The organism is Marinobacter sp. DS40M6, from assembly GCF_028581595.1.
GTDB lineage: Bacteria > Pseudomonadota > Gammaproteobacteria > Pseudomonadales > Oleiphilaceae > Marinobacter > Marinobacter salarius.
Map to the genome: position 1 here is coordinate 447253 of NZ_JAFCAE010000004.1, position 19154 is coordinate 466406.

General features: G+C 57.7%; 19 protein-coding genes and 1 pseudogene. 8 read left to right on the plus strand and 12 right to left on the minus strand.

Annotated elements, in window-relative coordinates:
- Nucleotides 1–28 precede the first annotated feature (28 nt).
- Nucleotides 29–643: a LysE family translocator gene (locus JJO78_RS12790; protein ID WP_041332348.1), complete on the minus strand. Its 615-nt coding sequence runs from the start codon at nt 641–643 to the stop codon at nt 29–31.
- 130 nt (nt 644–773) lie between these two features.
- Entirely contained in the window at nt 774–1322 is a 549-nt protein-coding gene (locus JJO78_RS12795) for a DUF1415 domain-containing protein (protein WP_041336336.1), read from the minus strand.
- Between the two features lie 165 nt (nt 1323–1487).
- On the opposite strand from JJO78_RS12795, the gene JJO78_RS12800 reads away from it, so the two are divergent.
- Nucleotides 1488–2393 (plus strand): haloalkane dehalogenase, encoded by a 906-nt coding sequence (locus JJO78_RS12800; protein ID WP_075197035.1) that lies wholly within the window; start codon nt 1488–1490, stop codon nt 2391–2393.
- Here JJO78_RS12800 and JJO78_RS12805 read toward each other — a convergent pair.
- Nucleotides 2384–3970: an ABC-F family ATPase gene (locus tag JJO78_RS12805; protein WP_036209478.1), complete on the minus strand. Its 1587-nt coding sequence runs from the start codon at nt 3968–3970 to the stop codon at nt 2384–2386. The two genes, JJO78_RS12800 and JJO78_RS12805, sit on opposite strands and share 10 nt — an antisense overlap.
- A 186-nt stretch (nt 3971–4156) precedes the next feature.
- Here JJO78_RS12805 and JJO78_RS12810 point away from each other — a divergent pair.
- The 3 genes and pseudogenes from JJO78_RS12810 to JJO78_RS12820 all read left to right on the plus strand — a co-directional run.
- A pseudogene (locus JJO78_RS12810) lies at nt 4157–4441 on the plus strand (peptidylprolyl isomerase); the annotation flags it as partial.
- A complete protein-coding gene (locus JJO78_RS12815) occupies nt 4441–5397 on the plus strand; it encodes a succinyl-CoA synthetase subunit beta (RefSeq protein ID WP_151982712.1) in 957 nt (318 codons plus the stop codon). The pseudogene JJO78_RS12810 and the gene JJO78_RS12815, both read left to right, overlap by 1 nt.
- Nucleotides 5398–5489: 92 nt before the next feature.
- Nucleotides 5490–6269, plus strand: coding sequence for a substrate-binding periplasmic protein (locus JJO78_RS12820; protein ID WP_151982714.1), 780 nt, complete (start codon nt 5490–5492; stop codon nt 6267–6269).
- Nucleotides 6270–6282: 13 nt separating this feature from the next.
- Here JJO78_RS12820 and JJO78_RS12825 read toward each other — a convergent pair whose 3' ends face one another.
- On the minus strand, nt 6283–7461 hold the full coding sequence (locus JJO78_RS12825; RefSeq protein WP_151982716.1) for a M24 family metallopeptidase: 1179 nt from the start codon (nt 7459–7461) through the stop codon (nt 6283–6285).
- A gap of 74 nt (nt 7462–7535) precedes the next feature.
- A complete protein-coding gene (locus JJO78_RS12830; RefSeq protein ID WP_085679651.1) occupies nt 7536–8354 on the minus strand; it encodes a DUF2059 domain-containing protein in 819 nt (272 codons plus the stop codon).
- A 204-nt stretch (nt 8355–8558) separates the two neighbouring features.
- On the opposite strand from JJO78_RS12830, the gene JJO78_RS12835 reads away from it, so the two are divergent.
- Entirely contained in the window at nt 8559–9212 is a 654-nt protein-coding gene (locus JJO78_RS12835; protein WP_193216599.1) for a transglycosylase SLT domain-containing protein, read from the plus strand.
- A 20-nt stretch (nt 9213–9232) separates the two neighbouring features.
- On the opposite strand, the gene JJO78_RS12840 is transcribed toward JJO78_RS12835, so the two are convergent.
- Nucleotides 9233–10126, minus strand: a complete 894-nt coding sequence (locus JJO78_RS12840) for a LysR family transcriptional regulator (RefSeq protein ID WP_036209455.1) — start codon at nt 10124–10126, stop codon at nt 9233–9235.
- 126 nt (nt 10127–10252) lie between these two features.
- Between JJO78_RS12840 and JJO78_RS12845 the strand changes: the two genes are divergently transcribed.
- Nucleotides 10253–10450, plus strand: a complete 198-nt coding sequence (locus tag JJO78_RS12845) for a hypothetical protein (protein WP_036209452.1) — start codon at nt 10253–10255, stop codon at nt 10448–10450.
- A 93-nt stretch (nt 10451–10543) separates the two neighbouring features.
- Here JJO78_RS12845 and JJO78_RS12850 read toward each other — a convergent pair whose 3' ends face one another.
- The gene (locus JJO78_RS12850; RefSeq protein ID WP_036209447.1) at nt 10544–12226 is read right to left on the minus strand and encodes an AMP-binding protein; all 1683 of its coding nucleotides are present in this window, start codon (nt 12224–12226) and stop codon (nt 10544–10546) included.
- Between the two features lie 208 nt (nt 12227–12434).
- On the opposite strand from JJO78_RS12850, the gene JJO78_RS12855 reads away from it, so the two are divergent.
- Complete coding sequence (locus tag JJO78_RS12855) at nt 12435–13349, plus strand: glutathione S-transferase family protein (RefSeq protein WP_036209444.1); 915 nt, start codon at nt 12435–12437, stop codon at nt 13347–13349.
- Nucleotides 13350–13353: 4 nt separating this feature from the next.
- Here JJO78_RS12855 and JJO78_RS12860 read toward each other — a convergent pair whose 3' ends face one another.
- The 4 genes from JJO78_RS12860 to JJO78_RS12875 are packed head-to-tail and all read right to left on the minus strand — an operon-like array spanning nt 13354 to nt 16704.
- A complete protein-coding gene (locus JJO78_RS12860; RefSeq protein WP_051947027.1) occupies nt 13354–14610 on the minus strand; it encodes a DUF5610 domain-containing protein in 1257 nt (418 codons plus the stop codon).
- Between the two features lie 50 nt (nt 14611–14660).
- Nucleotides 14661–15287: a TPM domain-containing protein gene (locus JJO78_RS12865; protein WP_036209441.1), complete on the minus strand. Its 627-nt coding sequence runs from the start codon at nt 15285–15287 to the stop codon at nt 14661–14663.
- A gap of 59 nt (nt 15288–15346) precedes the next feature.
- Nucleotides 15347–16102, minus strand: coding sequence for a TPM domain-containing protein (locus tag JJO78_RS12870; protein ID WP_036209438.1), 756 nt, complete (start codon nt 16100–16102; stop codon nt 15347–15349).
- Nucleotides 16102–16704 (minus strand): LemA family protein, encoded by a 603-nt coding sequence (locus JJO78_RS12875; protein ID WP_164732149.1) that lies wholly within the window; start codon nt 16702–16704, stop codon nt 16102–16104. Before JJO78_RS12875 ends, JJO78_RS12870 begins: the two co-directional genes overlap by 1 nt.
- 206 nt (nt 16705–16910) lie before the next feature.
- Here JJO78_RS12875 and JJO78_RS12880 point away from each other — a divergent pair, with 206 nt between their 5' ends.
- Nucleotides 16911–17186, plus strand: a complete 276-nt coding sequence (locus JJO78_RS12880) for a YebG family protein (RefSeq protein WP_007152627.1) — start codon at nt 16911–16913, stop codon at nt 17184–17186.
- Nucleotides 17187–17250: 64 nt separating this feature from the next.
- On the opposite strand, the gene JJO78_RS12885 is transcribed toward JJO78_RS12880, so the two are convergent.
- A complete protein-coding gene (locus JJO78_RS12885; RefSeq protein WP_051947026.1) occupies nt 17251–18798 on the minus strand; it encodes a peroxidase family protein in 1548 nt (515 codons plus the stop codon).
- Nucleotides 18799–19154: the final 356 nt, after the last annotated feature.

A 19154-nucleotide genomic window follows, 5' to 3' on the forward strand; every position in this document is an offset into this window, starting at 1 on the left:
GGGCTACCTGCCCGCTGTCAGGAACCGGCTAGACCAGCTTTGCGGTTTCCACCGAGAGCATGGGAATTACCGACAGTGCAAGCAGCGCACCCATGCTCCAGTTGAACATCCTTCGATATAACGGCTTGCGCAACAATTTCCGCAATCCTGCCCCGCCAAGCATCCAGCTACCGACACAGGGCACGCTGACCAGCAAAAAGGTCAGCCCGATCCAGAACGACTGCTGCAGCACCTCGCCACTACTGACCGTGGTGAACGTCGCCAAAGCGCCAACCGCCATGACCCAGGCTTTGGGATTCACCCACTGGAAGGCCGCCGCCTGAAGGAACGACAACGGCTTGCTGGTTTTCTCACCGTCGATCTCTGTGGCTGTGGTCGCGATTCTCCAGGCGAGATACAGCAAATAGGTTATGCCAAGAACCTTGATCACCAGGTGTAACTGCGGAAATGCTTCAAACACTTTCCCCAGGCCCAGACTGATCGCTACCACCATGGCGGGAAAACCAAAGCAGATACCCAGGTAGTGAGGTAGCGTTCGCCACACCCCGAAATTGACGCCCGATGTCATGATCATGATGTTGTTCGGGCCTGGCGTTACCGTCGACACCAGCGCGAAGAGCAATACGCTTAATACGATTTCCATGTTCCCTGCCGAGCTCCCTGTTACCGATTCGTTACTCGTCAATCCTACAAAGCGGGCCGCCAGTGAAACAGATTCAGAAGTGTGGTTTTTTGACCATAACAGTTGAGCGATTCACTACCCGTCAGAGCTCTTATCCGGGGGACAAAGTCCGGATAAGCAGGTTACGCATGTGGTCTGCACCCAATCGATTCATCAGCTCAACGTTCTGCTCCGGTATCGATTCTGTTCCGGGATAGCCGGCGATGGCGCGCTCAAGGCTGCGTTCCCTCAGCAGGTGCAGCATCGGGTAAGGAGAGCGATTGGTGTAATTTTCGGCGTCAGCCGCACTGGTGCCGCCAAACTGATAGTCGGGATGAAAACTGGCAATCTGATACTCCCCGTCCAGCTCGAGATGCACAAGAAGGCCGTCGGCTGCGTCGAGAAAATCGTTGTAGTCCATAAAGTCCGTCAGCACGTCGGGATGCACAAGCAGCGTTGTCTCAACCTCCGGATGTTGGTCCAGATGCATCATTTCTTCCTGCAGTGCAGTTAACAGCCCCTCCTCCGAGTTGGCATCCGTCGCCACAAATCGAATGCGCTCATTCACCAACTCCCGACGGGCAAACGGGCACAAGTTGAGACCAATGACCACCTCTGACACCCACCGCCGCGTGGCGGCCAGAACGGTATTACACTCCAAGTTGAAACTCCCATACGTTAAAAGCGGGGAAAGGATGGCGAAAATGCTGCCCGAGCGCCGAACAAGACTGAAAAGGACCTGAAAGGACCGACACAGCCAGCGCAAGTCATGATACGTTAAGCAAGCTTACAATAATTCCGTGACCGATGGCTGCCGGAGAACACGATGAACGCGCTGCGAACACCTGACAAACGATTTGAACGCCTGTTGGATTATCCCTTCGCCCCTCACTACGTGGAGGTCGACGGACTGCGCATGCATTACGTCGATGAAGGCCCCTCGGACGCCAGCCCGGTGCTGATGATGCACGGCGAACCTTCCTGGTCGTACCTCTACCGCCACATGATTCCCATCTGTGCAGCGGCAGGGCACCGGGTGATCGCGCCAGACCTGATCGGTTTTGGCAAATCCGACAAACCCACGGATATCAACGCGTACAGTTACCAGAGCCATATGGACTGGATGCAGGCGTTTCTGGAACAGACTGACCTGCAGAACATCACCCTCGTATGCCAGGACTGGGGATCTCTTCTCGGCCTGAGACTGGCGGCGGAAAATCCGGAGCGGTTCCGAGCCATCGTTGTGGGTAATGGCATGCTGCCTACCGGCGACCAGCCCGTGCCAAAAGCGTTCCAGTTGTGGAAGAACTTCGCGCTGTACAGCCCCTGGTTTCCCATTGCCCGCATTATCAATACCGGAAGCTTTCGCACCCTGGGGCCCGACGAGCGTCGTGCCTACGATGCGCCATTCCCCAACAAGAAGTACAAGGCCGGTGCTCGCGCTTTTCCGAAACTGGTGCCGGTGACACCAGACAACCCTGCCAGTGAAGCCAATCGCGAAGCCTGGAAGGTTCTGGAGCAGTGGAAGAAGCCGTTCCTGACCACTTTCAGCAACGGCGACCCGATCACCCGGGGCGGCGACCGTTATATGCAGGAGAGAATTCCCGGCGCAAAGGGCCAGCCCCACACCACTCTCACCGGCGGACACTTCCTGCAGGAAGACTCACCGGTTGAGTTTGCGGGGGCGATCAATACCCTGCTGGCTCGCCTGGACGAAAGCGATCAGACATAACCCTGGCTTCGCAGGTAGTCATCGTAACTGCCGCTGAAGTCGGTTATGCCGTCGGCCTTCAGTTCAATAATTCGGGTGGCAAGGGATGACACGAACTCCCGGTCATGGCTGACAAACACCAGCGTGCCCGGGTAATTTTCCAGCGCCAGGTTCAGGGCCTCGATGGATTCCATGTCCAGGTGGTTGGTGGGCTCGTCCATCAGCATGACGTTGGGCTTTTCCAGGATCAGCTTACCGAACAGCATACGGCCCTGCTCTCCGCCCGAAATGACCTTCACCGATTTACCGATATCATCCCCTGAGAACAACATGCGGCCGAGGGTTCCCCGAACCAGTTGTTCTCCGCCGGTGGTCCATTGCGACATCCACTCGGTCAGATCCATGTCCTCATCAAAGTCGGCGCCGTGATCCTGGGCGTAGTAGCCGACCTGGGCACTGTCGGTCCACTTAACATCGCCGCTGTCAGGCGTCATGGCGCCGGCCATACACTGCATCAGAGTGGTTTTGCCAATGCCGTTGGGCCCGATGATGGCCACTCGCTCACCCGCTTCGATCTGAAGGTTCATTTTGTCGAACAGGGGCTTGCCATCGAAGCCCTTGGTAAATTCCTTCAGCGTTACCGCCTGTCGATGCAGCTTCTTGGTTTGCTCAAACCGGATGAACGGGCTTACCCGACTGGACGGTTTGACCTCCTCCAACTGGATCTTGTCGATCTGACGGGCGCGGGAGGTTGCCTGCTTGGCTTTGGAAGCGTTGGCGGAAAAGCGACTGACAAACTGCTGCAGCTCGGCAATCTGTGCTTTCTTCTTGGCGTTATCCGACAGCATGCGCTCGCGGGCCTGGGTGGCAGCGGTCATGTATTCGTCGTAATTGCCAGGGAACAGCCGAAGCTCGCCATAATCCAGATCCGCCATGTGGGTGCATACGCTGTTCAGGAAGTGGCGGTCGTGGGAAATAATGATCATGGTGCTGTTGCGAGCCACCAGGATGTTTTCCAGCCAACGTATGGTATTGATGTCCAGATGGTTGGTTGGCTCGTCCAGCAACAGGATATCAGGATCGGAGAACAACGCCTGGGCCAGCAGAACACGCAGTTTCCAGCCCGGCGCAACAGCGCTCATGGGGCCGTTGTGCTGTTCCAGGGGAATATCCAGGCCCAGCAGCAGTTCGCCAGCGCGGGCATCGGCGGTATAGCCGTCCATCTCGGCGAACTGCACTTCCAGGTCCGCCACGGCCATGCCGTCTTCCTCGCTCATTTCAGCGAGCGAGTAGATACGATCACGCTCGGCTTTTACACGCCAGAGCTCTTCGTGGCCCATAATGACCGTATCAATCACCGAGCAGTCCTCGTAGGCAAACTGGTCCTGGCGCAGCTTACCCAGCCGCTGATTCTGGTCCACCATGACCTGGCCGGCCGACGGTTCCAGGTCGCCGCCAAGGATTTTCATGAACGTGGACTTGCCGCAGCCATTGGCGCCGATCAGACCGTAGCGGTTGCCATTGCCGAATTTGACGGACACATTTTCGAAAAGGGGTTTGGCCCCGAACTGCATGGTAATGTTCGCGGTGGATATCAAGAATAGACCTGCTGAGAGTGAAGACCGGGCACGGGCCGGCGAAGGAAAAGCCGGCATTGTACAGGTTTGTGGCCAAAACCGTGAGACAGCAAAAACACGGATAAAAAGCGCTTGCCTCAACGGCCCAGTGCGGGCAGCATTTCACCCTCGGTGATCGCAACATGATCCTCATTCGAAAAAAGGAAACACACCATGACACAGGCAACCGCGCGTCACATCCTTGTAGACAGCGAAGCAAAATGTGAAGAACTGAAGAAAGCCATTGAAGGCGGCCAGGACTTCGCGGAAGTGGCGAAGCAACATTCATCCTGCCCCTCAGGCCGCAACGGCGGCGACTTGGGCGCTTTCGGCCCGGGCCAGATGGTTCCGGAATTCGACAAGGTGGTTTTCAGTGGTGAAGTGAACAAGGTGCTCGGCCCGGTGAAAACCCAGTTCGGCTACCACCTGCTGGAAGTGACCAGCCGGAGCTGATGGCTTTAAACCTGCCAGCGTACCGGCCCGCCCGCAATGCCCAGATACTCCGGTATCTGGCTTTTGCGGGCATGATTCTGATTGCCCCTCTGTTTTTTGTCGGCGGCCCCGGTTGGTCCGACGGGCCGTTGTTCAAATCAGCCTGGAATCTCGGGCATATTCTGTTCTTTGCTCTGCTGACCCTCGCCATTCAGCCCTGGCGGATCTGGACGGGCTGGACTCTCTGGGGCATCGGCACACTTGCCGTACTCCTGCTTGGCACCGGTATCGAACTGCTACAACACGGAACCAGCCGCCAGATGGACTGGCAGGATATCCTACGCAACCAGGTGGGCGTATGGACCATCCTGGCGTTGCGGCCACGGGCCTCACTCACCCGGAAGTCACGGCCTGTGGTCTGGCCACTGAGGCTCATTGTGGCTGCGCTACTGGCCGCCGAAATCGGTGCCACGGCAAGGGTCGCCATTCAGCAGTACCACGTCAGCCAACTGCTGCCGGCACTCTACGACTTCCGCCAGCCAGATCCCTCACCATTCTGGGATGGCGTCATAGCGCCCGTAACCGAGCATGCCATAGACGCCCACAAGCGCGCACTCAGGATATCCCTGTCCACAGCGCATTATTCCGGAGTTTCCCTACACAATTTACCCGAAGACTGGCGCGACTATGACCGCCTCGTCATCGACTTGTACAACCCTCAGGACCACCCATTGCCGATGATTTTGAGAATCAACGACATGGAGCATGACCTGGGCGACAACAACTACAATGACCGCTTCAACACCCGCCTTCCCCTGACTCCCGGCCCCAACCAATTCAAACTGGACCTCGTCAGGATCAAGGCAGCCCCCGAAAGCCGATCAATGAATATGCAGGCCATCAGACGGCTAATTCTGTTCACGGTTGCGTTGCCGGAACCCAAAACCCTCTATCTGCGTGACATTCGGCTGGAATGACGGATCATCATCCCTGGTCTACTATCAAAAGGAGAAGCGTCCGTAAGGTATCCCCTTGCCTATTTGTGCAGTATCTTTGCGTAGGCGATTGCATGAAAGCTTTAAAAGCGTATTTCGTTGCGCTGGTTGCGTTGTGGTCAACTCTGGCATTAGCGAATGATGGTGAGCGACCATTGAGCATTAGCGTTGGCGACTGGCCTCCTTTTTTCGTGGAAAGCGAGCCTGGTCAAGGCACAGTTGCACGACTGGTCAGGGACATCTTCGCTGCGGAAGGTTACAAAGTGGAGTTTCACTTCCGGCCCTGGAAACGCGCCTATCGGGAAGCCGCAATTGGCCAGCACGACGCCACTGCAATCTGGATGCACACCGCCGACCGACAGAAAGATTTTATCTACAGTGAACCGGTGATGAACGAACGCTTCGTGCTGTTCTATCGCAAGGACACGCCCATTGAATGGAACCAGATGCAGGACCTTGCCAACCTTAAGCTTGGAGGAAGCATCGGGTACAGCTACGGCCCTGAGTTTGATAGTGCAATCGAGAACGGTATTCTGAACGTGGAATGGGTCGCCTCCACGGAACTTAATTTCCGCCGCCTGCTGTTTGGCCGGATTGATGCTTTCCCGGAAGAAATCAACGTCGGCTACTACATTCTTCGCCGGGAAACAGACCCACAGGAAGCCCGCCGGATTACCCACCACCCGGAGCCCATTCTGGAGAATCAAAGCTTCCTGCTGTTTCCAGCCAACGAACCGGGGACACAAGCCCTGCTAGAGGCATTCAACAAGCGCCTGCAGATATTCCGTGAAAATGGCCGCTATGACACCTACTTTGAAACCAGGCCCCAGGCATCACTGAACAAAGTGAGGTAACAGCCGGCTGAACTCAGTCGAGCCGCCAGGGATTGGCCGTCAGCGGTTCACCACCATGCTCGCCCACCAGTACCGTATCGCTGCAACCCATGCCCCATTGCCCCGGAATCCTGAGGCATATGGGCAGGTGGAACACCATTCCCGGCTGGAACACCGTCGACTCTCCCCGGGCTATAAAACCGGAGCCCTCCACCCATGAAGGAGGAAACTGCGCCCCCACCGTGTAGCCAAACACCCCGGAGAAAAACACCTCACTGGCCAGTGGAGCCATAACCTGCTCCGCAGCCCTGGCGGCGGAATCGAAGGTTCGGCCTGGCACCATGGACGCCTTGAGGACATCCACCACGCGACGGCAGCCGTCAAAAACGGCCCGCATCCTGGCCGAGGGATGACCCGCCACCAGCGTACGCATCATCGGTGCCGTGTAACGTTGCCAGGCAGCACCAAACTCGAGGAACACCGTATCACCGTCTTCGATCCTGCACCGCTTGTGATTGGTATGGATGACACTGCTGCGCAGCCCCACCGTTACGATAGGCTGCATACTCATAAACTCACTTCCGCCCGCCAGAAGGCTTTCTGCGCCGATGGCCGCTATGTCGTTGTCGGTCATCCCGGGGCGGATGGCCGCTGCCGCGGCTTCGATGCCCTGCCCCGTTATGCGGGCGCTGTGCCGCAGGCAATCAATTTCGGCCGCTGATTTCACAATTCGGATGCTTTTCAACAGGCCTGAAGCATCCACAAACTGTGTGTCCGGGAGTCGCTGTTTGAGCCCTTCCAGGACCCCCTGGCGGAGCGAGCCATGCCAGTAGTCAACGCCGACCTTTCCGCCATGCCCTATCAGCGCGTGTGCCAGGGGATCCAACACATCGCCCACGCCTTCCCAACGGTAACCGATAACGTGATCGACCCGTGTGGTAACCATGGCGGGACCGGTTTCGATGGAGGGTACTTGAAGGGTAAGCGTATCGGCGGTGACCACCAGGGCGACGTGAACTGAGACTTCAAAGGTACTGTAACCGGTCAGATAAAACAGATCGGACGGGTCGGTTAACAGAACAGCTCCGAGACCGTCCGCAAGCATCCTGGCTCGAAGGTGTTTGAGACGCTGCTGGTACTCCGCCTCAGGGAAGGGACATTCCCGGCCCCTGAGTTCGGTGGCCAGGGTTTGCTGGTAGGCATTGAAATCCATGGGGCCGTCTCCGTTACGGAAAGTGACTACTGGAGACTGGACCCAAAACAGGGGCTTTTCAATCTTTCGCGGTGTCACCGCCGATTAAAAAAGCGCCCCAACTGGTTCCCTATGGACTCCACAGGGTCCGTGATCGAGCGCTGAACGCTGTTGGTAACCACGCGGGTGAATGCCGAGCCGGCATCACTTTCGAGGAACTCAATGTACTTCTTCAACTCGGAAGAGCTGAGATCCTGATAGGTGTAGAGGTAGCCATCGTAGACCTGCTGGGCGACCATGCCCCGCAGCATGCCACGCTGGTTCTCGATCTGTTGCTGAAGCTGTTCGAAGGTTGGGCCTTTGCTACCGTTGAACGCTGCCATGGCAGAGGCTAAACCCAACTGGACAGCAACGGTGGTATCCACGGCACTCTCCGTTGCACGGGCAGCCCGGTCAAAGCGGGTAAACAGTTTGGCCCTTTCGCTGCCCTTGTATTCCTCCTGCAACGACGCGGCATTGGCTTCCACCTGCTTCCAGGTGTCAGGGTTGGAAGCGGCCACCTCGGCCTTGGAAATTTTCTCCGCCAGCGGCGTTTCATACCAGGCCAGTACCGAGTTCAACTGCCCCTCGCTGAGCCCCTGGTCCAGGTCCTCGACCAGCCGCGCGCGAATCTCGGCAACACTGAACGCATTACTCACAACACTGCTGATGGTGTTGGCAACAAACGGCTCAACCCGCCCGCTTTGTTTCAGGCCCTGGCGGATGCCCTGGCTCATCATCGCCGGGTACTGGGCGACAACCTCATCAATGGGCGACACCCGGAGCACCGAGTCCGCCAAAGGGCTTGCGGTGGCAGAACCACAGACCAGCAAAAGAAAAAGTAATGCCGGTTTAACTTGGGATAGTGTGCGCATGAACCTAGTATCCTCTGATAACGAGGGTCTGTTATGCCATGGAGCTGGCGAGAGCTGCAAGCAAAGCCGGCCAGTAACAGATGACCATTTTGTAGTGTGGAGTGACAGGGCCCGGTCCCGCCCATGAAGAAACGCCGTAATCGACCGAAAAACAGACGACCTGGACGACTTAAAAGCAACCGGGTGAAAATCTGGAAGTCCCGAATGCGGTGGTATGGCCTGCCAACACTGGGCTTGGGGCTGGCAATCGCCATTGTCGCCATCATGCGTTTCAGCCTGCTGGAGCCAGACCCACCGGCAAACCCGGACGACGTCTGTGAGATCTTCCGTGAGCATCCGGTATGGTACGACTATGCCAGCCGTTCACGGGAGCGCTGGGGCACCCCGATTGCAACGCAGATGGCTTTTGTTTACTACGAATCGTCGTTTCGCAGTCATGCCCGTCCACCACGGACCCGCCTGCTGGGGTTCATTCCCTGGCGCCGGCCAACATCCGCCTACGGCTACGCCCAGGCGCTCGACCCGGCGTGGGCCGAGTACCTGGCCGCAAACGGAGACGGTCTGTCCGTGGTACGAACCAACATGAAATACGCACTCGATTTCGTGGGCTGGTATAACCACCTGACCCGCAGAGAAGTGGGCATTCCTCTCACCAGCCCCGAGAAACTTTACCTCGCCTACCACGAAGGCAGGACCGGCTACCAGCGACAGAGCTACCTCGCCAAGCCGGAGGTAAGGTCATTGTCCACTCGGGTCCAGAACCGGGCCTTCCGCTATGACCGCCAGCTCCAGACCTGCGAGGAAGAATTCCAGTGCTGGCGTTTCTACCAGTTCTGGCCCTTCTGTGGTGACTGGTAAGCCCAGACAATGATTCGGCGTCAGCTCTCGCCTTCCACCTGGGGTGTCAGTTGGGTCAGCCTGGCGGTCAGGAACTCCATTACAATCCGTACCCGTGCCATCTGTTGCGTGTCGTGGTTCACCATCAGCCACAGGTCAACGCCCTCGCCTTCAAGTGGCTCCGACAGGCGCGTCAGCTCCTTGGTACTGTCGCCCAGGTAGCAGGGCAACGCCGCCAGCCCTGCCCCGGCCCGCGCCAGGGCGTGCATTGCCTGGAGACTGTTGCAACGGATGATGGACGACGCATTCTTCAGGTGCTTGCGATACCACCGCCCCGTTGCCAGGTGGCTAAAGCTCTCATCCGGCAGAATCCAGAGCGCCTGCTCCGGCGAATGCTCAAGGTCCAGGTCGGTATGACGCTTACGGTAGCTGGTAGCAGCGTAGATAGCCGACTCGATCGTGCCTATTCGCTCCCCTTCCAGTGTGGCCTGGGGTTTGTTTACCGGCCGCAGTGTCAGGTCTGCCTCGCGGTGGCTCAGGTTCAGCACATCGTTGTCGGTGAGCACTTCCAGTTCGATGTCCGGGTATTCCCGGACGAGCTCTGCAATCATCGGACTGATAAGGGCATTCACCATGGTGTCGGTGGCCGCCAACCGGACCTTACCGACGGGCGCTGAATCCTGCCCGACCAACTGCCGTTCAAGATTTTCCATATCGGCGGCCAGCCTTTCGGCTTCGCGGAATGCGGTTTCACCCACGGGTGTGAGTTGCAGACCATCCCGGTTGCGCTCAAAGAACTGAACGCCCATCTGCTCTTCCATCTGATCCAGGCGACGAAGCACCGTGGTCTGGTGAACGCCCAGTATCTCACCGGCTTTGGCAAGGGTTCCCCCTATTGCCAGGGCGTGTATATATCGAAGATAATCCCAATCCATAGATACTGCATATTTGCAACGTGAGTACGGAGTTTAACGTATTTAAACTGCAAATACGAAGCCGTAAACTTCTTTATATAGTCAGCTAACCAATATTTTAATCCACCAGATAAGGAGGAAGGCGCTATGACTCAAGACCATATCGCAACCGTACACCCGCTGCCGTCCAGTATCCTCCACAACAGTACTGAGGTCAGGCGCCAATATACCCGTGCAGCTGCAAAGCAAGCCGTACAGGTTATCAGCCGGAAGATGAATTCCTGGAGAAAGAGGGCAGCAACCGCGTCGCCGGAGATGCCCCAGATGATGCAGGGCGAGCACTAAGCCCGTCCCTGTATGGGAAAGTAAGGGAAGACAGATTTCGAAAACACCGGTGGCCCTGGATACCCAGGCTCACCGGTGTTTTCGTTTTGGGGATCAGAACTCCCAGATCACCTTTTGCTTCTTGCCAAACCACTCGTCCATTTTGCGGTTGTAGAAGTCCTCGATCACATTTCGCTTGATCTTCATGGTGGGTGTGAGCATACCGTTTTCCATGGTCCAGGGTTCTTTCACCACCACCACGAACGCCAGCTTCTCATGAGCCTCGCACCCACTGTTAACGGCGTCCAGCTCCGCAGCCAGCTCCCTCTCCAGCTCATCACGACTGCCTCCTGCTTCCAGCGCTTCCCGTGCTTCTTCGGATAACAGCACCATCAGGCAGGGCTGAGGTTGGTTGGCTCCCGCCACGCACACAACCTCTGCCTTGGGATGATTAAAACGGCTTTCGATGGGCACTGGCACCACATACTTGCCCTTGGAGGTTTTGAAAAGATCCTTCACGCGGCCAGTGATGCGCAGATACCCCTCGCTGTCGATCTCTCCCATATCCCCGGTTTTAAGGAAGCCATCCTCGGTAACGTCCTCGCGGGTTTTCTCTTCGTTCTTATAGTAGCCCAGCATCTGGCCGGGGCTCTTGACCTGCACTTCGCCATTCTCAGCCAGACGATGCTCCGCACCAGGATTGGTGACACCCACGGTACCCACCTTGGCCCGGCCCGGGCGATTGGCATGAGAATAGCCGAAGTTTTCCGACATCCCATACACCTCCAGCAGCTCCAGCCCAAGGTTCCTGTACCAGCCAATAATTTCACCCGAGAGCGGTGCCGCCCCCGTGAGGGCCGCACGGCAGTGATCCAGGCCCAACTGCTTCAATACCTTCTTTTTCACCAGTTTGTTCAGTACCGGAATATTGAACAGCACCTTCTGCTTCTTCGGCGGCAACTTGCTGTTGATGGCCAGGTAGAACTTCATCCACAGCCTGGGCACCGAGAAGAACAGGGTCGGCCGGGCTCTTTGCAGATCTTCCTGGAAGGTGTCCAGGGAATTGGCAAAATACAGGTGGAATCCGTAATAAAGCGACTGGGTTTCCACCGCCGCACGTTCAGCAACATGGGCAAGAGGCAGATAAGAAAGCATTCTTTCATCCTGGGTGACAGGGAATATCTGCTGCAGCCCATCGGCGACGGAAATCATGGTGCGAAAACTGTGCATAACGCCTTTCGGGCGACCGGTGCTTCCAGACGTATAAACCAGGGTGGCCAGGTCATCAGGGTCCGGCAAGCTGGGTTCGGCCGGCTGCTGCTGGGCGATAACGTCCAGCCATTTCGGCGTGTCGTCCCGGGGCGACATCGGCAAAGAAATAACCGGCAGGTCTCCGGGAATGTGGCCCTTGATATCGTTCCAGCCGTCCGCCTTGCCGTCCAACTTCCCCAGGAACAGCAGTTTCGCTTCACTGTGCTCCAGCACATACGCAGCTGTCTCACCATTGAGCGTCGGATATAGCGGAACTGAAACGTGGCCGGCAGCCCATATGGCGAGGTCTGACAGGATCCAGTGCGCACTGTTCTTGCCAAGAATGGCGACATTGCTGCGTTCCGGCAGGCCCAGTGTTGCCAAGTGAGCCGACATCCGGGACACCTGGTCGGCGGCCTGTTTCCAGGTAATGTCTTCGGTGGTGCCATCCGGAAATGGCTGGGTCAGGTATACCTTGTCGGGGGTTTGCTTTGCCCAGTAATACAGGCAGTGGAGGGACGTTTGCTTGTTGCTGTCTGCAGCCATCAAGGGCTCCTTATTGTTGTCGTCTTTTCTGACGTTATTTTTGGGCAACTAAAGCATAGTACCTGTATTTCCCGTTTCCTCAAGCCTGGGCGATGGTGACGGGCCAGCTGGCCCACACGGACAACTCCCGGGCTTTCGCCCGACAGGATTGCAGGGTAACCTCCCGGATCGCGCCAGATAACATTGCCAAATAAGGATGGGTTTCCCCATGCAAGAGTTCATTCTGTACCACTACGCCATGTCGCCTTTTTCCGAAAAGGTCCGGGCCATGCTCGGCTACGCCGGCCTTTCCTGGCAGTCTGTTATCGTCCGGGAAATGCCGCCCCGGCCTATGCTTTCCGCGCTGGCGGGCGGTTACCGCAAAGTTCCCGTGGCCCAGAGTGGCGCCGATGTGTTCTGCGACAGCCGCGCCATCGCTGACGAAATCGCACGCCTGAGTGGCAAACCGGAACTGAGCCTGGCCAACCAGCCGCAAGCAGTCATCGACTTTGTGCGCACCACGGACCTTGAGGTGTTTCTTGCCTGCGTGATTGCCGCCAGCGATGGCCGCATGCTGCGGAAGCTGATCCGCGACACGTCGCTGCTGAACGCCTTACGCTTCCTCAAGGACCGCATCACCATGGGCACAAAGTCCCGCGTGAAAGCGGTACGAGGGCCGCAGGCAAAAGCCAAGGTTATGGCGCACATCGAAACCATGGAGTCGATGCTGGAGAAAGACTTCTTGTTCGGCGATACTCCCTGCATCGCTGATTTTTCGGCCTACCATGGCCTGTGGTTTGTCTGCGATCTGGCGGGCAAACCCTGGCTGCGGGACGCTCCCAACGTGGCAGCGTGGCTGGAGCGAATGAAAGCCTTCGGACACGGCAAACCTAGTGAGATCACCGCTGACCAGGCATTGGACATTGCCCGCAATGAAACGCCGCGAGCCATTGAGTCTGCCGGTGGTAATGAGTTAACAGGAAAGAATGTCGAAGTCGCACCCGATGACTACGGGCGCGACCCGGTCGCAGGACGCCTGGTGTTCGCAGATGAGCAAACCCTGATTCTGGAGCGTTCCCACGCGCGTGTCGGGCAGGTCCATGTCCACTTCCCGAAACAGGGTTATGCAATCAAGCCGGCCTGATGCCTCAAGCCGGCTCGCCCTTCTGGCCGGCACTTTCGAAAGCGGCCAACACTGAAGACAGGAAATCATCCATTAACGAGCGCGGCGCGGGGTTGTTTTCGCCGCCCCGCTCGTTCTGGAGCCGCTGGATATCGTCCAGCAGTTCCTGCATGAGCCCTTCCATTGCCTGAAGGTCCATGCCTTTGGCAACCGACTCCTGAGCAAGCCCCTGGATATCCCGGGCGAGACTGCCAAGCGGTCGCAACTGCATGTTTGCGGAGGGCTCGGATGAAGGCTCACGGGATACAGACTCGTAAGCAGCGGCAGACACCATCCGGGTAGCAGAGAGGTTCAGGCTGAAGCTCGCCAGTTCATCCCCGCCCAAACTCAACGACTGGGCCGCTTGAAAGGCACCCTGGATATCGCCGTCGAAAAAACGGCCAGACACTTGCTGCACTTTGCCAAAAAGATCCGCGAGCGCGGCCTTCTCGCCGTCATCCAGACTGCCCTCCACCGAGAACGCATAACGCCCCGAAAACAGGCTGGCCGAGCGTACTTCTTCAGACCGGACGCCATCACTCTCGCGGGCACTTGCCGACATCGCCGAGTAGCGTTGCTCCTCCATGCGAACGGTCACACGGTCGCCGTCACGGGTGGTGACCTCAAACGCAAAAGACTCTTTGCTGGCGCTCTCCACCATCGCCGCTGCTACCCGGCTCTCTGACGGCATCCCGTTTTGCAGATACCGCGATTCCAGATCAGACAAACCGTCCTGGATGCGCGTGAAGCTGTCGTCGATATCACGACTCAATGTGTCCGTCATCAACCCCAGGGCTTCGATCTGCTCCCGCGCCTCGGAGAACCCCTGCTCAACACCACGGCGTGCATCGGAAAGCAGGCCTGCCAGGCGCTCCGAGTCTGCACCGGCAGCCGCTTCCTTTTGCAGGCGCTGCTGGACGAAGCCCAGCACGCGGCTGGCCACGTCGGCGGCTGTCGGCGGTTCGAATCGATTTCGGGTGGAGGCAGATGCGTCGGGGCCGGATGCCCCGAGTCGTTGCTGAAGCTGTTGTTCAAGCCTGCTTCGAAGTGCGTTAATAGCATCCTCGGGCGTGCGGATCGCCCCCCTGCCCTGTTCCCGGACCTTGGTAGGCTCGGGGGCATTGTTTGTCGACCGGCTTCCCGATGGCTCCGCGCCGGAGCGACCTGGCATTCCGGAACCGGGAATATTAATTGGAGAAACCATACCCTCACCCCTCATCAGCGCTGTCTGCAGGCAGGACATGGGATGCTTCCGCAGCCTGCCCCTGTTTATCGGCAGACCGGCGGCAGGCATTAAGAACGTTTCGGTATTAGCACCAGATGATTAGGCAATTCGTTTTTCTCGCGGGTTGCGGGCAACTGCTCCCGCAGGTGCTGGCCGCAACTTTCGATGCAACCGAGGAAGCCGGCCAGGGTATCGCCACTGCGAACCTGGTTGGTAAAGGTGCCGACAATCTCTTCCCAAACGCCGTCGCTGACCTTATCGGCAATGCCCTGATCCACCAGAATTTCAACATAGTGTTCCGCTTCCGAGACGAAAATCAGCATGCCAACGCCGCCCTGGGTGTGATGAAGATCCTGCTCCAGGAATTGCCGCCGGGCCATGTTGGACGCCCGCCAGAAGCGAACAGCCTTTGGAACCAGATGATGCCCCACACCCGGAAACCGAAACAACAGGCATAACAGGATAAAGGTCACCCACTGAACCACCAGCAACCAGTCCGCGCCCAACGAACCGGTAAAGTAATTGATCGCTCCGGGCACCAGTAGTGCAATAACCCCGGCCCAGAGCAGAGGGATATAGGAATAATCATCGGAGGCTGCGGCAAGAACCGTTACCAGTTCCGCGTCGGTCTCACGCTCCACCTCTGTGATGGCCGAAGCCACCTGTTGTTGCTCACTGTCTGTTAGTAACGTCATGTTCGTTCCGGTGTTGCTGAATCAATAGGTTCGCTGTCTACTCGCGTTGAGTCGCTGGTTTACCAACCGCCGGAGGCACCACCGCCGCCGAAGCCACCGCCTCCGCCGCTGAAGCCACCACCGCCAAAACCGCCGCCGCGACCTCCACCAAGACCACCAGCGAGCGCACCGGCCAGCAGGGCACTGCGGCCACCACGGCCCCCGCCGACACCGCCTCTAAAGAACGCAATCAGCACAATGACGAAAAACAGGATGCCCAACGCCGGATGGGGCCGATCGTCTTCGGCTGCCTGGCGACTGGACTTCGGAACCGCAAGTGGCTCACCACCCAATACCTGAACCATGGCCGCAGCACCGTTGGCAATGCCGGTGGCAAAATCCCCCTGCCTGAACGCCGGGGTAATGATCTGATTAATAATCGTGGCGGATGTGGCGTCGGTCAGTCGACCTTCGAGGCCGTAGCCAACCTCGATGCGAATCCGCCGCTCATCCTTGGCTACCAACAGCAACGCACCGTTGTCTTCACCTTCCTGGCCAATTCCCCAGTGACGACCCAACTGGTAGCCAAAGTCTTCAATGGCATAGCCCTGAAGGTTCGGCAGCGTCACCACAACCACCTGTTCGGTCGTTGACTGCTCGTGGGCCTCAAGCATCTGGCTGAGGCGACGTTCAACTTTGGCGGGCAGCATGTCGGCGCGGTCCACCACGCGACCGGTCAGGTCGGGGAAATCAGGAGTGGATTGCGCCTGGGCATTGGCCTGGCACAGCACAATCAAGGCCAGAAAAACGATAACGGGGTGGAAACGAACAGGCATCAGAACTCCACCTGTGGCGCTTCCTGGGCATCGGGGGTAGTGGCCTCGAAGTTGGCCCTCAACTCAAGGTCGCTGTAAAGCATGCTGTGCCAGAGACGGCCTGGAAAGGTCCGGATTTCCGTATTGTAGCGTTCAACCGCCTGGATAAAGTCACGCCTTGCGACCGAGATACGGTTCTCCGTACCTTCCAGTTGCGACTGCAACGCCAGGAAGTTCTGGTTTGACTTCAGATCCGGGTAGCGCTCTGAAACCGCCATCAGGCGGCTGAGCGCACTGCTGAGTTCACCCTGAACCTGCTGGAACTGTTTCAGCTTCTCGGGGTTGTTGAGAATGCTTTCGTCGACCTGAATAGAGGTCGCCTTTGAACGCGCTTCGGTGACTGCTGTCAGGGTTTCCTGTTCCTGATCCGCAAAACCTTTCACCGTTTCAACGAGGTTCGGCACCAGATCCGCCCGCCTCTGGTACTGGTTCTCCACCTGCGCCCAGGCTGATTTAACCTGCTCGTCATACGTTGGAATGTTGTTGATGCCGCAGCCGGTGAGCAGCATGGCCAGCAAGGCCAGAGCAGCAAGCTGAAAGGGCGTTCGGCCTGGGCTGGCCATGGGTCGGTCGTGCATAGCGTATCGGTTCCTTGATGGTGGGTCTGGTCATCGTCGGCCTAAGACACTATCACATTTTTCCGCCCGACATCTGCCGCCCAGGCGGCCGAAAACACTGTATACATATACAGATGCCTTAAGTATACTCACCGCAGATTCAATGAACCCCACCAGACACGACAACGTGCGGGAACACACTGGAGAACGTCATGGCCGTACAAGCGCTGTATTACTCGGAGAGGGATGGACTGGAGATGGCACTGAAACACCCCGACACAATGCTCTTCTCGTCCAAAGCGGAAGCCGATGCCCGGGACAAAGTCCTGGAACTGGCCGAGGAAATCACCCAGTTTCTACAGGCGCGAGTTGAGGGCCTGGATGAAGCCATGGCGGAAAAAGCGGCACTCGCCATTGCCGAGGAAAAGGACCTGTTCGCCAAGGCCCTGAAAAAACCCTCATTGCTGAACGAAACCACCGACGCATAACCCAGAATGGGCGGGGAGGCGCTCATTCACCACACGCCTCCCCGCCTCGGTACGTCTGCGCGGATCAGTCTCCCAGGGGATTGATATCCCCAATAAACCTCAACATATCCGCCATGGTGAAGGTTCCTGGCGTGGCTGCCGGCAGGGATGGTTTCCAGTCTTTGCCCTCCTGCCAGAGGAACGACTGCTGATCACCGTGGATCAACCCCACGAACACCTCAGACACGATGGCTGCCCCAACCGGGCCCAGCCGGTCACCGGCCTCTTTCACCTGCGCTTCCTTCAGGATGTAGTACCACAGCGGTGTTGACTCATGCAGCCCCTGGCGCTTGGCTTCCTCGCCATCCGGCCCGGTCACAATTTCATCGGCAGTCAACGCATTGGCTGCGCCCATTTCACGGGCCACATCCTGGCCGGAGGGCAAGCCCAGGCTCACGCCGCGCTTGAGATTACGGAAAGCCAGGTTACCGCCACCACCCGGCAGATTATGAAGTTCCTCCACCAACAACGGGTCCAGTTTCCGCGACGGATTGAATGGCATCGACGATGGACGGTCAAGGTCGTGGAAGCGCCGCCAGTCGATAATCCAGTTGCTGGGCAACACACTGACTGGCGTTGGCCCGGTGGGAGGCTGCGGTGCGAGATTTCCAATAATGTCCCCAGACAGTCCGGAGAACGCAAACAACAGATCAAAACCGGTATCCGCGAAGATCCGGTTGTGGCTATAGCGCTGGCGCACCATGCTGTGCCCCAAACGATAGGCCGCCACTGAAAACTCCACCGGCATGTAAGGGGTTTTCTTGAACCGGTAGTACTGCCGGCCATCGTTGAGAATTCGGTCGGTCGCACCTTCCCCGCACAGACGCTCCATCCAGTCGTGGAGCACCATCCACTGATAGTGGTAAGTCACGGTTTTCCTGGCTTCAGTCAGGAGCTGTTCAGCCGCTACGCCCTCGCTCTGCAGCTTGTCACACACAGCGTTATGGAACTTCAGGAAGGCCAGGTGGGTCTGCGCAACCAGCAGGTTTTCATCGTTGCGCGGGTCACCAATCAATGCCACGCCTTCCGGGCTGCGGGGAAGGTCGTTGGCAAAATCGCCGGTGATGCCACCAAAATCGACGTTGATGTTCCGGCCAATCACCAACTTGGGACCACGTTGCGAAGGGTCCGCCGGGTTCCTGGCATACAGATGGGGTGAGCCGTCAGGGCCGAGACCATAGACATTATCCAGGTCCAGCGCCGGGGTACGGAAGTTCTCCAGTCCCAGCGGGTCCCTTTTCTTATCGGACAAAGAGCTCAGATCGAGCGTGATGTCGTGGTCGACAAACTGGCCAAAGTAGGTGTAACCGCCCGGAATGCCCGGATTGTCCAGTGAACTGTCCGTCGGATCGGGATCCAGCATGGCTTCCGCCAGCGCCTGTAACTTGTTGTCTGGCACATCCAGGGCCGACAGGCCCGGAAACATACGACCAAACATGCCTGGGTCATCGTGGCCGGATAACTGGTCAAGCCCCTTGCGTGACGGGTGCCGTCCGCCCATGCCATGGCCGGGACACATGTTGACTTTCTTGTACGTTTTTTCGCTCGTTTCGAACGTTTCCTTGATATTCATTCCTCTCTCCCATTTGGACTATCAGGTCCTCAGACCGTCGAAGCCGCGAACAACGGCCAGGGCGTCGTGCCCTTCGCGACGAGCCCCAGGGAAATAGCAGCTTCCATGCCAGCGAGATATCAAGTGAAAAAACCGAACTACGGGCCCATCGGAATCCCATGCTCAAACAGGCAGTTAACAACAACAGCCAGGCACATTCAGGACCGACAGCCAACATTGGACAACTTCCACGACCGCCGGAAAACAGCACGCCTGCATACATTGCTGACAGCGGGTGACGACGGAATTTTTTCAGGAGAGCACGAAAAAGTACGGATTTGAGATTTTTGCAGACAGGAGCCAACACAATCACTGCA